Source organism: Rhizobium sp. RU36D (assembly GCF_900176345.1).
Lineage (GTDB): Bacteria > Pseudomonadota > Alphaproteobacteria > Rhizobiales > Rhizobiaceae > Allorhizobium.
In genome coordinates this window covers 125,221-138,422 of the sequence record NZ_FWXU01000001.1, presented here as the reverse complement: position 1 = coordinate 138,422, position 13,202 = coordinate 125,221, and the positions used below count along the sequence as shown (strand labels likewise).

The following is a 13,202-nucleotide window of genomic DNA, read 5'->3' as shown; positions in this document are numbered from 1 at the left end:
GGAGGCCTCGTCATGGCACCTCGCGTTCTCGTATCCGACGAATTGTCGGAAACCGCCGTCCAGATCTTTCGCGATCGCGGCGTTGAAGTCGATTTCCAGCCGAAGCTCGGCAAGGACAAGGAAAAGCTCGCCGAGATCATCGGCAACTACGATGGCCTGGCCATCCGCTCCGCCACCAAGGCGACGGAAAAGCTGATTGCCGCTGCCACGAACCTCAAGGTCATCGGCCGTGCGGGCATCGGCGTCGACAATGTCGATATTCCGGCCGCATCGCGCCGCGGTATCATCGTCATGAACACGCCGTTCGGCAACTCCATCACGACGGCGGAACATGCCATCGCGCTGATGTTTGCCGTCGCCCGCCAGCTGCCGCAGGCCGATGCCTCGACCCAAGCCGGCAAGTGGGAAAAGTCCAAGTTCATGGGCGTCGAAATCACCGGCAAGACGCTCGGCGTCATTGGCGCCGGCAATATCGGCGGCATCGTCTGCAAGAAGGCCATCGGCCTCGGCATGCGCGTGCTGGCTTACGACCCCTTCCTCTCGGCCGAACGCGCCCAGGAAATGGGCGTGACCAAGGTGGAGCTGGATGACCTGCTGGCCCAGGCCGACTTCATCACCCTGCATGTGCCGATGACCGACAAGACGCGCGGCATTCTGAGCCGCGAAAACATCGCCAAGACCAAGCCCGGCGTGCGCATCATCAACTGCGCCCGTGGCGGCCTTGTGGACGAGGCCGCTTTGGCTGACGCGATCAAGTCGGGTCATGTCGCCGGCGCTGGTTTCGACGTGTTCGAGGTTGAGCCGGCCACCGAAAGCCCGCTCTTCGGCCTGCCGAATGTGGTCTGCACCCCGCATCTCGGCGCCTCCACAACGGAAGCCCAGGAGAATGTTGCGCTGCAGGTGGCCGAGCAGATGTCGGACTATCTGATCAAGGGTGCGGTTTCCAACGCCATCAACATGCCCTCGATCACCGCCGAGGAAGCACCGATCCTGAAGCCGTTCATCAGGCTCGCCGATGTTCTCGGCGCCTTTGTCGGCCAAGTCACGGAAGGCCCGATCAAGGAAATCGAGATCCTGTTCGACGGCGTCACCGCGACGATGAACACAAAGGCGCTGACCTCCGCGCTGCTGGCCGGCCTGATCCGTCCGCAGGTTGCCGATGTCAACATGGTCTCCGCACCTGTTATGGTGAAGGAGAAGGGCGTGATCGTCTCCGAGGTCAAGCGCGACAAGACCGGCGTCTATGACGGCTATATCAAGCTGACCGTCACCACCGACCGCCAGACGCGCTCGGTTGCCGGCACCGTGTTCTCGGATGGCAAGCCGCGCTTCATCCAGATCAAGGGCATCAACATGGACGCCGATGTCGGCCAGCACATGGTCTACATCACCAATACCGACGTCCCCGGAATGATCGGCTTCATGGGCACCACGCTCGGCGACGCCGGCGTCAACATTGCCAACTTCCAGCTGGGTCGCGACAAGCAGGGTGGCGATGCCATCGCTCTGCTTTATGTCGACGGTCCGATCGACCAGGCCGTTTTGGATAAGCTGACCGCCAATCCGGCGATCAAGCAGGCCAAGCCGCTTACGTTCAACATCGACTGACGGTCAATAAACAGCATCGTGGCATTGTCGGAACCCCCCTCTGCCTTGCCAGGCATCTCCCCCTCAAGGGGGGAGATCGGCTGGAGCCGCTGACGTCACCCTCGCAAGATGCTGGCCCGTTTTTTCACGGACAGATCGGCGCAGTTCGATCTCCCCCCTTGAGGGGGAGATGGCCGGCAGGCCAGAGGGGGGGGAGCCGCAAGCGGAAAGCTTAACCTTTGTCCGAGCGACGGTTCCCGACAGCCTAATCGTTAGTTTTCAAGCCCGACGCGCAACTCTCGGCGTCGGGCTTTTTGCATTTGCGGGTTGGGGCTCCCGACGAGCTGCTGCAGTGCGCGGTCCTGACGCATGGCATGGACTGCGTGTCGCATTGATCCCCAGCCCTATTGGCCTATTTGCTGTTTATCAGTTCTAGAGCCTATGTTGCTAAAGTAGCGCCTGAGTTTTCTAGATTGACAGGCATGGAAACAAACGGCCTGGGTACGGTGGGCATCCTGAAGATTGCCGCGTGCTCTGGAGTTCGGTTTCGTCAGGGGTAGTGCGATGTTTGACAATTTCGACGCAGAAATTCTGGCCCGCATACAGTTTGCCTTCACAGTATCCTTCCACATCATCTTTCCCGCCTTTTCCATCGGACTGGCGAGCTACCTCTTCGTGCTCGAAGGGCTGTGGCTATGGAAGAAGGACAAGGTCTATCTCGAGCTGTTCAATTTCTGGAAGACGATCTTTGCCGTCGCCTTCGGCATGGGCGTCGTGTCGGGCATCGTGATGGCTTATCAGTTCGGGACGAATTGGAGTGTCTTTTCGCTGAAGGCCGGACCCGTTATCGGTCCGCTGATGGGCTATGAGGTGCTGACGGCCTTCTTCCTGGAGGCGGGCTTCCTCGGTGTCATGCTGTTCGGCATGAACCGGGTAGGGCCAGGACTGCATTTTCTTGCAACGGGCATGGTGGCGCTCGGCACGCTGATCTCGGCCACCTGGATCCTGGCGGTCAATTCCTGGATGCAGACGCCTGATGGTTTTGCGATGAACGATGTCGGGCAGTTCATACCGGTGGACTGGTGGGCAATCGTCTTTAACCCGTCCTTCCCCTATCGCCTCACACATATGGTCATTGCCGCCTATCTTACGACCGCCTTCGTGGTCGGCGCGGTTGGTGCCTGGCATCTGCTGCGTCATACCGCGCCGCGCCGGGCGGGCAAGATGTTCTCCATGGCGATGTGGATGGCGGCCATCGTTGCGCCGATCCAGATCATTGCCGGCGATTTCCATGGCCTCAACACGCTGGAGCACCAGCCGGCCAAGGTCATGGCCATGGAAGGCCATTTCGACAGCCATCCCGATGGGGCGCCGCTTATCTTGTTCGGCATCCCGAACCAGGAGGAAAAGCGTGTCGATTACGCCATCGAGATCCCGAAACTATCGAGTCTGATCCTGAAGCACGACCTGAACGCGCCTCTGGCCGGCCTCGATACGATCCCGGATGATCGCGAACCGCCCGTGGCCATCGTCTTCTGGTCATTCCGCATCATGGTGGCGATCGGTTTCGCCATGCTGGGGCTCGGATTGTGGAGCCTGTGGTGTCGGTATCGTGGTACCCTGCGGGAAAATGCCTGGCTGCATCGCGCGGCGGTGGTTATGGGACCCTCGGGCTTCATCGCCGTGCTGGCGGGCTGGGTGACGACGGAGGTCGGTCGTCAGCCCTACACCGTCTATGGCCATATGCTGACGTCGGAGTCCCTGTCGCCAATCGCGGCGCCTGCGGTTGCGGCGTCGTTGATCGCCTTCGTCATCGTCTATTTCATCGTTTTCGGTGCCGGTACCTTCTACATTCTCCGCCTGATGGCCCGCCTGCCGCGGGATCCGATGCCGGATCTCGACGAGGGGCCGATCCGCACCGCCGGCATCACGCCGGCCGCCCAGACTCATGGCACGTCGCATCAGGGAGGCCATCATGGTCATTGATCTCGCTTTCATCTGGGCGGGCATCATCGCCTTTGCCGTGCTTGCCTATGTCATCCTTGATGGTTTCGATCTCGGTGTCGGCATTCTCTTCCCGTTCTTTCCCCATAAGCACGACCGGGATGTGATGATGAACTCGGTCGCGCCGGTGTGGGACGGCAATGAGACCTGGCTGGTGCTCGGCGGCGGCGGGCTGATGGCCGTTTTCCCGCTGGCCTATGCCACCATCCTTCCGGCGCTCTACGCCCCTATCATCGCTATGCTGTTGGGGCTCATCTTCCGGGGGGTCGCTTTCGAATATCGTTGGCGCACCAAGCGGGCCGAGTATCTGTGGAACTGGGCCTTTGCCGGTGGCTCCATGCTGGCGGCCTTCGCCCAAGGCGTGGCACTTGGCGCGCTGGTGCAGGGCATTCCCGTGGTCGATCGCGCCTATGCCGGCGGCTGGTGGGATTGGCTCACCCCGTTCTCGCTGGCGACCGGTCTGGCGCTGGTCATCGGCTATGCTCTGCTCGGCGCCACATGGCTGGTCATGAAAACCGCAGGCGAGCTGGCCGAGAAGGCGAGGGTCCTGTCGCTGCGGCTTGCCATTGCGACCATTGCGGCCATGGGTGTGTTCAGCCTCTGGACGCCGTTTCTCGAGCCGCTCTACCTTGCCCGCTGGTTCGGTTACCCTACCATGATCTTCTCGATCATCGTGCCGCTTCTGGTGCTGGGCTGCCTCTATCTGCTCTTCACGGGCCTGCGCAATGAGCGCGATACGCAGCCTTTCCTGGCATCGCTCGGGCTGTTCGTCCTTGGCTATGCCGGCATCGGGATCAGCTTCTATCCCTATATCGTGCCGACATCGCTCACCATCTGGGAAGCGGCGGCGCCGGATGAAAGCCTGGCCTTCCTGCTCGTCGGCGCTGTGGTCCTGGTGCCGATCATCCTGATCTATACGGGCTATGCCTATTGGGTGTTCCGCGGAAAGGTCAATCCGGAGGAGGGCTATCACTGATGGACGACAATCGTTCGTGGGGATCCAGGCTCTTGTGGTTCGTGGGTCTATGGGCCGCCGGCGTCGGGACGGTGACGATTGTGGGATACGGCATCAAGTTCTGGCTTGGAGCGTGAGCAAGCAAGCCTTAACCGAACTTCAGCCCCCGATGAAAAACGAGCAGCCGGCCCTTTCAATCCGGGGCCGCAGTCCTCATATGTAAATAAAATCTGCCGGGTTTGCTCGGCGTTCTTAAAAATGGGATGGATCGATGCGCAGCTACGGTAAGTTATTTGCAACTCTGGCGATTGGCATGGTGGTCATGATGTCCGCTGTCGATTTCGCCGAAGCCCGGCGCGCCGGCAGCGGTTTCGGCAGCCGCGGTACGCGGACATTTGACTCCGCACCTGCCACGCGCACGGCCCCGGCTCCGGCCGCGCCGATCGAACGCACGATGACGCCACAGAGCCAGGCGACCCGTCCGGCCGCTGCACCGAATGCGACGACACCGGCCCGTAACGGCATCTTCGGCGGTCTTGGTGGCGGCCTCATGGGTGGCCTGTTGATGGGCGGCCTGTTCGGCATGCTGCTTGGTACCGGTTTCGGCGGCGGCTTCGGCTTCCTGGGCCTGATCTTCCAGGGCATCCTGATCGCCCTGCTTATCGGCTTCCTGATGCGCATGTTCGCCCGTCGCCAGCAGCCGGCTGCCCCCGGTGCCAGCTATTCCGCCCGCCAGGACATGTCGGGTGGTGCCGGCCAGGCTCCGTTCCAGATGCCGCGCATGGGTGGCGCTGCCGCTGCCCCGGCACGGCCGAAGAACCCGGATGAAATCGGCATTTCCAATGTCGACCTCGACCGTTTCGAAGCAATGCTGAAGCAGTTGCAGGCGGCTTACGCTGCTGAAGACTACGCGGCGCTTCGCAAGATCACGACGCCGGAGGCGATGTCCTATCTGGCCGAGGAATTGAGCGAGAACGCCACAAAGGGCCTGAAGAACGAGGTGCGCGATGTGCATCTCGTCCAGGGCGACGTTGCAGAAACCTGGCGCGAAGGCCCTGTGGATTATGCGACGGTGGCGATGCGTTACGAGGCGATCGACGTCATGCGCGACCGTGCGAGCGGCCAAGTGGTCGAAGGCGACCCGGACAAGCCGTCGGAATCGGTTGAGCTTTGGACATTCACCCGCAAGGGCCGTGGCGAGTGGCTGATCTCGGCCATCCAGGGCGCTAACTAAGCGATCTGATTGAGACAAAAAGAAAGGCGGTCGGGCAACCGGCCGCCTTTTTGCATGGCATGAGAACAGGGGGAGTTCAGTCGCAGCTCTGCAACTGACGGGCATAGGTGTAGGTGATGTCGGTGAAGCGTTTGGCGCCGCGCGTCGCCTCCGGGCGGCTGCGCCATGACCCGCGCTTATAGCCTTCCACGCCGGAGTGATAGGCAAGGTAAAGATTGTAGGGGTCGTTGAGCGGAATGCCCGCTTTTTCATGGCTGTCGCGGTGATACCAGCCGATGAACTGTACGGCATCGGCATAATTGGTGCGCCGCGCGCCGCCGCGTCCGGTCTCGCGCTGATAGCGGTCCCAGGTTCCGTCCAGAGCCTGGGAGTAGCCATAGGCCGTCGATTGCCGTTTCCAGGGTATGAAGCCGAAAAGCTTGGTGCGCGGTGGGCGCGCATTATGACGGAAGCCGGATTCGGTATAGATCGTCGCCAGGATGATCGGCACCGGCACGCCATATTGGCGCGAGGCATGCTCGGTCGCGCTGCGCCAATTGTTGAAGAAGCTATCCCGCTGATCGAATATGGCGCAAGCATTGCGCGTGTGGCTCGGTGGCGTGGCACAGCCAGCCAAAGTCGACGCCAGAAGGATAACGACAAAAACGCTACGCATCGCCAGACCTCTCTTTCCGGCGAGCCTAATGTTAAAAATTTAATAAAAGGTATGCTTGTACCTAAAAAAATCAGGCTCCCGGCGATCTGGACCAACTGTGCAAAACAGCAGTGCCTGATTGTGCTTGCGGGACAGAAAGCCGATGGTTCGCCCGTGGCCTGCGCTGTCGCTGCCGTGTGACGCGCCGGGTCGGATTGGGAGGAAAGACTATGCCGATCCTGGAGATCTTGAACTATGCCGGTATTGCGGTGTTTGCGGCGACCGGCGCCTTGTCTGCCTCCCGCAAGCAGCTTGACATCATCGGCCATGTCTTCCTGGCATCGGCCACAGGCATTGGCGGCGGCACGCTGCGCGACGTGATCCTGGGCGCCACGCCTGTCTTCTGGGTGCTGAACCCGGCGCCGCTGATCGTCTGCGCGGCAGTGGCCGTCCTCCTGTTCTTCACCGCCCATCTGTTCCAGTCGCGCTACCGTGTGCTCGTCTGGCTCGATGCGGTCGGGCTGTCTGCCTATTGCGTGATGGGGGCGGCCAAGGGATTGGCCGCAAGCGGCTCCATGACGGTGGCGCTGGTCACCGGCGCCCTGACCGCCACCTTTGGCGGCGTGCTGCGCGATCTGCTGGCGAATGAGCCGTCCGTCCTGCTGCGGCCGGAGATCTATGTCACCGCCGCGCTGGTCGGCTCCTTCGTCTTCGTGGCTGCCTCCTGGCTGGCATTGCCGCTCTGGGCGGCGTCGACGCTCGGCGTGCTCGCGGCCTTCATCGTGCGGGGCGGTGCCCTTCACTACGGCTGGACGCTGCCGATTGGCAGGGCGTTGCCCGGCCGCAACCCCGACGACGTGTTGTAGGCTATGATGTTGGTGCCAGCGTAGACGGCAATTGACTGATAGGGTTGTTCGCATACAAACCTATCACGTGATGCGGACAATGCACTGGTGCGATTCGCAGGGGGACCATGCTGAATGCCAGCGCGATTTTTTGACGATGACGGCGCCATCCTGCCGGAAGACCTGCAGGTGCTGCAGAGCGTCTTCGATGAATTGCGCAAAACCCGGGGCTTCGACGCGAAAACCGCCGAGGCCGACGATTTTGCCGCCTCGATCGTTCAACTCTTCAAGGCAGGGTTTCGCTCTAAGGATGAGCTGATTTATATGTTGGAAACAGGCCCCGAACTGCGCGACTGACAGGCGCGCAATCGCACTTAGCAGCGCTTAAAAATCCAGCATCTACAAGAGAAAAATGGTAGCGGGAGGCAGAATTGAACTGCCGACCTCAGGGTTATGAATCCTGCGCTCTCACCAACTGAGCTACCCCGCCACAGGGGTCCGGAGAGACTGAAAGCCGCCCCGTCGATTAGGTTGGCCGGCTTATAAGGTGCTGCCGCGCACCCTGTCAAGCACTGTCATCGTCTTTGCCGCGGGAAAAATCGCCAGCGCTTTCAGTGCCGTGTCATGCCGCGACCGTGTCGGCCAGCAGAGCCTTCAGGCTTGCCTCGGCGGCGCCGGATCGTTCCGAGCGTTCGATGAATCCGCCGCCATAGACGCGGGCGTCGGGGCCGGGGGCGGAATAGATGACGCAGGCCTGTCCGGGTGCAACGCCGGCTTCGCCTTGTTCGAGCTCGACATAGGTGCCGTTGGCATCGCTGTGCAGCACGGCAGGCGTCGGCGGGCGGGTCGAGCGCACCTTGGCGAAGCAGGCGAAACCGTCGGCCGCTTCTTCCGCCAGCGTCCGGTCGCCGAGCCAGTTGATGTCGCGCAGATAAACGCGGTGGGTTTCCAGCGCCTCACGCGGGCCGACGACGACGCGGCGCGAGCGGGCGTCGAGATAGACCACATAGAGCGGTTCACCGGTGGCAACGCCGAGGCCTTTGCGCTGGCCGATGGTGTAGTGCAGGATGCCGTCATGCTGGCCCAGCACGCGGCCGTCCAGATGCACGATGTCGCCGGCCAATGCCGCATTCGGCTTCAGCTTGGTGATGATATCGGCATACTTGCCCTGGGGCACGAAACAGATGTCCTGGCTATCGGCCTTCTTGGCGACGACGAGGCCCATGTCCTCGGCAAGCTTGCGGGTTTCCGCCTTTGACATGCCGCCCAAGGGAAAGCGCAGGTAGTCGATCTGTTCCTGCGTGGTGGCGAACAGGAAGTAGCTCTGGTCGCGCTCGCTGTCGATGGGACGGAACAGGGCGCGGTGATCTGGGTCATTGGTCAGCGGCACGGATTTCGAGCGGATATAGTGGCCTGTGGCCAGGGCATCCGCACCGAGCTCTCGTGCCGTCGCCAGGAGATCGGCAAACTTGACCGTCTGGTTGCAGGCCACGCAGGGGATCGGTGTTTCGCCAGCGACATAGCTGTCCATGAACGGGTTAATGACCGTGTCGCGGAAGCGCTGTTCATAGTCCAGCACGTAATGGGGAATGCCAAGGGTTTCGCAGACGCGGCGCGCGTCGTCGATGTCCTGGCCGGCGCAGCAGGAACCGGCCCGGTGCACCGCGGCGCCGTGATCATAAAGCTGCAGCGTGATGCCGATGACGTCGTAGCCCTCGCGTTTCAGCAGGCCGGCCACGACGGAGGAATCGACGCCACCGGACATGGCGACGACGACGCGGGTATCTTCCGGCTTCTTGTCAAAATCGAGCGTATTCACGGGCGTCTCGGCAAATAAAAGGGTTGCTCGGCGCAGTCTCCCGGTGCACTGGACCGGGACGGAGCCGCTTGCGGGCAGGCGAAAACGCGATTTCGCCGCTATTGTTGACGGATATAGAAAGGATTGCCCCTTCAGGCAAGAGGCAGTGATTCGGCATGGTGTGCAATGAGGTCTGACATGGGGTCCAGAGTGACGCTCGAGGCAGTTGAAGAACGGTTTCCCGTCGATGGTGCCTTCACCATATCAAGGGGCTCCCGCACCGAGATCCGCGTGGTCACGGTCACGCTGTCGGATGGCGTTCATCGGGGGCGTGGCGAGTGCGTGCCCTATGCCCGCTATGGCGAGACCGTCGAGGGCGTGATTGCGACGATCCTTTCGGTGCGTGGCGCGCTGGCCGATGGTCTCGACCGCTTCGCCCTGCAAGGCCTGCTTCCGCCGGGCGCCGCCCGCAACGCGCTGGACTGTGCCTTCTGGGATCTGGAGGCCAAGCGGGTGGGCAAGCCGGCCTGGCAACTCGCCGGGCTTGTGGCACCGCAACCCCTGCAAACGGCCTTTACCCTGTCTTTGGGAACGCCCGAGAGCATGCGGGCGGCAGCGGCCAAGAATGCGACGCGGCCGCTGTTGAAGGTCAAGCTGGGTGGCGAGGGCGATCTGGAGCGGATCGAGGCAGTGCGCCAGGGCGCGCCGGAGAGCCGCATCATCGTCGATGCCAATGAGGGCTGGACGGTGTCGCAATATCTGGAGCTTGCGCCCGTTCTGTCGCGGCTTGGCGTGGCCCTGGTCGAGCAGCCGCTGCCGGCGGCCGATGACAGTGCGCTTCTGGGCATCGCGCGACCTTTGCCAATCTGCGCGGATGAAAGCTGCCACGACACCGCCTCGCTTACAAAGCTCGCCGGCAAATATGATGCCGTCAATATCAAGCTCGACAAGACGGGCGGCCTGACCGAGGCACTCGTCATGCGTGACGCTGCCGTCGTGGCGGGGTTCGACATCATGGTCGGCTGCATGCTCGGCACGTCGCTCGCCATGGCCCCGGCCTTCCTGGTGGGGCAGGGGGCAGGATTTGTCGACCTCGACGGGCCGCTGCTCCTGGCGGGGGATCGGGAGGTGCCGATCCGCTATGAGGGGTCGACGATGTTCGCGCCAGAGGCTGGGCTTTGGGGGTGAGCAATCGTTTTTCGATCCCGGCATACGATACGATAGCGTTTGCGGCTTACCCCCCTCTGTCCTGCCGGACATCTCCCCCACAAGGAGGGAGATCGACTCGCGGCGAATGCCTCGCCAAGAGCTATCGGCGCACGGTTTGCTTTGATAGGGAGCGGACGACATCGCCAAGCCGATCTCCCTCCTTGTGGGGGAGATGCCCGGCAGGGCAGAGGGGGGTGACCATAAGTGCATCGCCATCGGTGCCAGTACACGCCTTGCGGCTACATCCCGCTCAGCTCCGCCCGATGCCGTTGCTTTGCTCGGCGCACCTCTCCCTGTGTTTGGGCGTTGGGGCTAACGCTTGATCCTGAAAATGAGGAACAGGATCATGGAAATTGGCAGACTGAAGAGCAACACTACCCAACCAAACATCAAGATAGAAGTCGCAGTCGGGACACACGGAATGATCCACACTGCACTTGATGCGGGACAATATGCGGCATGCGTTCCGTTGCGCATTACAATCATGGTCACCATGGACGCAACGATCACACCAACGAGTACGCCAAAGCCAAGCGCAATAAGAAGCGGACGCTGAAATGCCCTTGTTTTCATACGACCGCCTTAACACATTTGTGCTGGCCCCCACATGGATGAGGGCTATTCATTCAACAAGCCCGCAGCGGCACTAAGCTTACATCTCACTCAGTTCCGCCCGATGCCGTTGCATGGCAAGGAAGCGTTTGTAGTCCCGTTCGTAGCGGCTGGCAGCGGAGGTATCCGGCGCAATCACCTTGCCGCCGCGGCGCATGGCGGTGCCTGATGCAAACAGCGTGGGATGCCAACCCGCCGATGTGGCCGCGTTGATGGCCGTTCCGAGCAGAACCGCGTCGGCGACGTCGGGCAGCACGATCGGGCAGCCGGTCACGTCGGCATAGAGCTGGGTCAGCAATGGGTTCTTCACATGGCCGCCTGTCAGCGTGATGCGCTCATGGGCATAGCCGCTCTGGCCCATGGTATCGAGGATCTGCTTCAGCCCAAGCGCGATCGCTACGCAGGCGCGCCAATAGAGCCGGCAGAGGCCATCGAAGGAGGTGTCCAGCGTCAGGCCCGAAATGACGCCTGTCATGTGCGGATCGGCAAACGGAGAGCGGTTGCCGTGGAAGTCCGGCAGGATATTGATGCCATCGGCGAAGTCAGGCCCTTCCTCCGCCTTGAGTTCCAGGATGCGGGCGATCACCTGCTGGTGGCGCGGGACGCTCGAGTCCGCTGTGGCGCTGTGGATCTGCAGCAGGTGGTTGAGCAAGCCGCCGGTGGCCGATTGCCCGGCCTCCACCAGCCAGTGCTCCGGAAAGACGGATTCGTAATAGGGACCCCAGAGGCTGCGGCCAAAACGCGGCTCTCTGGCAAAGGCGATGATGCAGCTCGACGTGCCGCCGATGATGGCGACCTGGCCATCAAGGCTGTCGTCATTGCCGCCGGACGAGCCAAGCACGCCCAGTGCGCCGGCATAGGCATCCACCATGCCCGCGGCGACCGGAATGCCTTCGTCAAGTCCAAAGGCGGCTGCAGCCTCCGCCGACAGCGTGCCGACAGCGGCACCGATCGGGACCGTTTCATCCGGCAATCCACCACGCTCGGTCAGATCTTCAAGACCGACCATGGCCAGAAAATCCCGCTGCCAGCCGTTGTCGGACTGCGCCATGTAGGTCCATTTGGCGGTCAGCGTGCATCGGGAGCGGGCGGGGGAGCCGGTCGCCTTCCAGGTGAGGAAATCGGCAAGGTCGAGAAACAGGCCGGCGCGCTGCCAGAGGTCCGGCCGGTGCCGCTTCAGCCACATCAGCTTGGGGATTTCCATCTCCGGAGACATCACCTCGCCGGAATGCAGCACTGCCTTGTGGCCGGTGCGGCTGCATTCATCGGCTTCTGCCGTTGCCCGGTGGTCGAGCCAGGCGATGGTATCGAAGCGATGGCTTGCGGTCTGAGTCAGGGGCAGTTGGGTGCCATCGGCGCCGCGCAAGACGAGGGAACAGGTGGCGTCGAAGGCCATGGCGGCGATGCGTGCTGCGTCTATGCCGCTTTCTGCCAGCGCATCCCGCACCGCGCCGCAGCTTGCGGCCCAGATTTCTTCCGAATCATGCTCGCCTCTGTCGTCACGCGGGCGATAGAGCAGGATCGGCCGTTCGCACCGGGCCAAAAGGGCGCCCGCTTGGTCGAAGACGCCGGCGCGCGCACTGCCCGTTCCGACATCCACCGCAATTACGTGGTCGCGCATTATGGCTGGTTTCCGTCCCTGTCGCCTGTTTTTGCCACAAGGTGGAGCAAATCGGCCATGGCGTCAAACGTCTGATCGGGTTCAAGGGCCAGCAGGGCCTGATGATAATGCGTGCCCTTGGCATGGCCACCGCCGGTGAAGGCAAACACCGTCATGCCGGCGGCCTTTGCCGCTTCAACCCCGGCGGGGCTGTCTTCGATGACGATGCAGCGCGAGGGCTCGTAGCCCATCTGGCGCGCCGCAAACAGAAAGAGATCCGGCGCCGGCTTGCCGCGTTCCACCATGGTGGCGGAAAAGATGTTGGGAAAGCAATCGATCAGGCCCGTCACCGTCAGCGACAGCTCGATGCGCTCCTTCTGGCTGGAGGAGGCGACGCACCAGTCGAAATTCTCCTGGGCGAGGCCTCTGACAGCCTCTGATATCCCTGCCATGGGCTCCAGTTCAGCGCGGAAACGATCATAGAGGCTGGCCCGCATCGCTGAGAGAAAGGCCTCGTTGATGTCGAGGCCGTATTCGTCCCGGGCGGTCGAGATAACGGCACCGAGGCTGCGGCCCAGGAAGCGGCGATGCACCATCTCGCTGTCGATCGGCATGCCGGCCGCGCTCAAGGCATCGACCAGAACCTCGATCGAGATCGGCTCGCTGTCCACGAGCACGCCATCGCAATCGAAAATGATCAGCTGGCGTGCCGTCTCGGTCATGC

11 protein-coding genes and 1 tRNA gene are annotated in these 13,202 nt (G+C 62.2%); 7 read left to right on the top strand and 5 right to left on the bottom strand.

Features of this window, described 5'->3' with window-relative positions; genetic code table 11:
* Positions 1 to 12: 12 nt before the first annotated feature.
* From serA to B9A97_RS00695, 4 genes are all read left to right on the top strand, one after another.
* The gene (gene serA / locus B9A97_RS00715; protein ID WP_084363060.1) at positions 13 to 1,608 is read left to right on the top strand and encodes a phosphoglycerate dehydrogenase; all 1,596 of its coding nucleotides are present in this window, start codon (positions 13 to 15) and stop codon (positions 1,606 to 1,608) included.
* A 543-nt stretch (positions 1,609 to 2,151) separates the two neighbouring features.
* A complete protein-coding gene (locus tag B9A97_RS00705) occupies positions 2,152 to 3,573 on the top strand; it encodes a cytochrome ubiquinol oxidase subunit I (RefSeq protein WP_084363059.1) in 1,422 nt (473 codons plus the stop codon).
* The gene (gene cydB / locus B9A97_RS00700) at positions 3,563 to 4,567 is read left to right on the top strand and encodes a cytochrome d ubiquinol oxidase subunit II (protein WP_084363058.1); all 1,005 of its coding nucleotides are present in this window, start codon (positions 3,563 to 3,565) and stop codon (positions 4,565 to 4,567) included. Before B9A97_RS00705 ends, cydB begins: the two co-directional genes overlap by 11 nt.
* Positions 4,568 to 4,817: 250 nt before the next feature.
* Entirely contained in the window at positions 4,818 to 5,780 is a 963-nt protein-coding gene (locus B9A97_RS00695) for a Tim44 domain-containing protein (protein WP_084363057.1), read from the top strand.
* Between the two features lie 76 nt (positions 5,781 to 5,856).
* On the opposite strand, the gene B9A97_RS00690 is transcribed toward B9A97_RS00695, so the two are convergent.
* Positions 5,857 to 6,435: a transglycosylase SLT domain-containing protein gene (locus B9A97_RS00690; RefSeq protein WP_084363056.1), complete on the bottom strand. Its 579-nt coding sequence runs from the start codon at positions 6,433 to 6,435 to the stop codon at positions 5,857 to 5,859.
* 209 nt (positions 6,436 to 6,644) lie between these two features.
* Between B9A97_RS00690 and B9A97_RS00685 the strand changes: the two genes are divergently transcribed.
* Together B9A97_RS00685 and B9A97_RS00680 are read left to right on the top strand one after the other, a co-directional pair.
* Positions 6,645 to 7,280 carry a trimeric intracellular cation channel family protein gene (locus tag B9A97_RS00685; RefSeq protein ID WP_084363055.1) on the top strand — a complete coding sequence of 212 codons (636 nt, stop codon included), beginning with the start codon at positions 6,645 to 6,647 and terminating at the stop codon, positions 7,278 to 7,280.
* Between the two features lie 114 nt (positions 7,281 to 7,394).
* Positions 7,395 to 7,616, top strand: a complete 222-nt coding sequence (locus tag B9A97_RS00680) for a hypothetical protein (protein WP_084363054.1) — start codon at positions 7,395 to 7,397, stop codon at positions 7,614 to 7,616.
* Positions 7,617 to 7,672: 56 nt separating this feature from the next.
* On the opposite strand, the gene B9A97_RS00675 is transcribed toward B9A97_RS00680, so the two are convergent.
* Positions 7,673 to 7,749 (bottom strand) — tRNA-Met (locus B9A97_RS00675).
* A gap of 132 nt (positions 7,750 to 7,881) precedes the next feature.
* A complete protein-coding gene (mnmA, locus tag B9A97_RS00670) occupies positions 7,882 to 9,078 on the bottom strand; it encodes a tRNA 2-thiouridine(34) synthase MnmA (RefSeq protein WP_084363053.1) in 1,197 nt (398 codons plus the stop codon).
* A 177-nt stretch (positions 9,079 to 9,255) separates the two neighbouring features.
* Here mnmA and dgcA point away from each other — a divergent pair, with 177 nt between their 5' ends.
* Positions 9,256 to 10,245, top strand: a complete 990-nt coding sequence (dgcA, locus tag B9A97_RS00665; protein WP_143530281.1) for an N-acetyl-D-Glu racemase DgcA — start codon at positions 9,256 to 9,258, stop codon at positions 10,243 to 10,245.
* Between the two features lie 673 nt (positions 10,246 to 10,918).
* On the opposite strand, the gene B9A97_RS00650 is transcribed toward dgcA, so the two are convergent.
* Complete coding sequence (locus tag B9A97_RS00650; protein WP_084363050.1) at positions 10,919 to 12,499, bottom strand: FGGY-family carbohydrate kinase; 1,581 nt, start codon at positions 12,497 to 12,499, stop codon at positions 10,919 to 10,921.
* Entirely contained in the window at positions 12,499 to 13,200 is a 702-nt protein-coding gene (locus B9A97_RS00645; RefSeq protein WP_084363049.1) for an HAD family hydrolase, read from the bottom strand. The genes B9A97_RS00650 and B9A97_RS00645 overlap by 1 nt, the downstream gene beginning before the upstream one ends.
* Between the last annotated feature and the right edge of the window lie 2 nt (positions 13,201 to 13,202).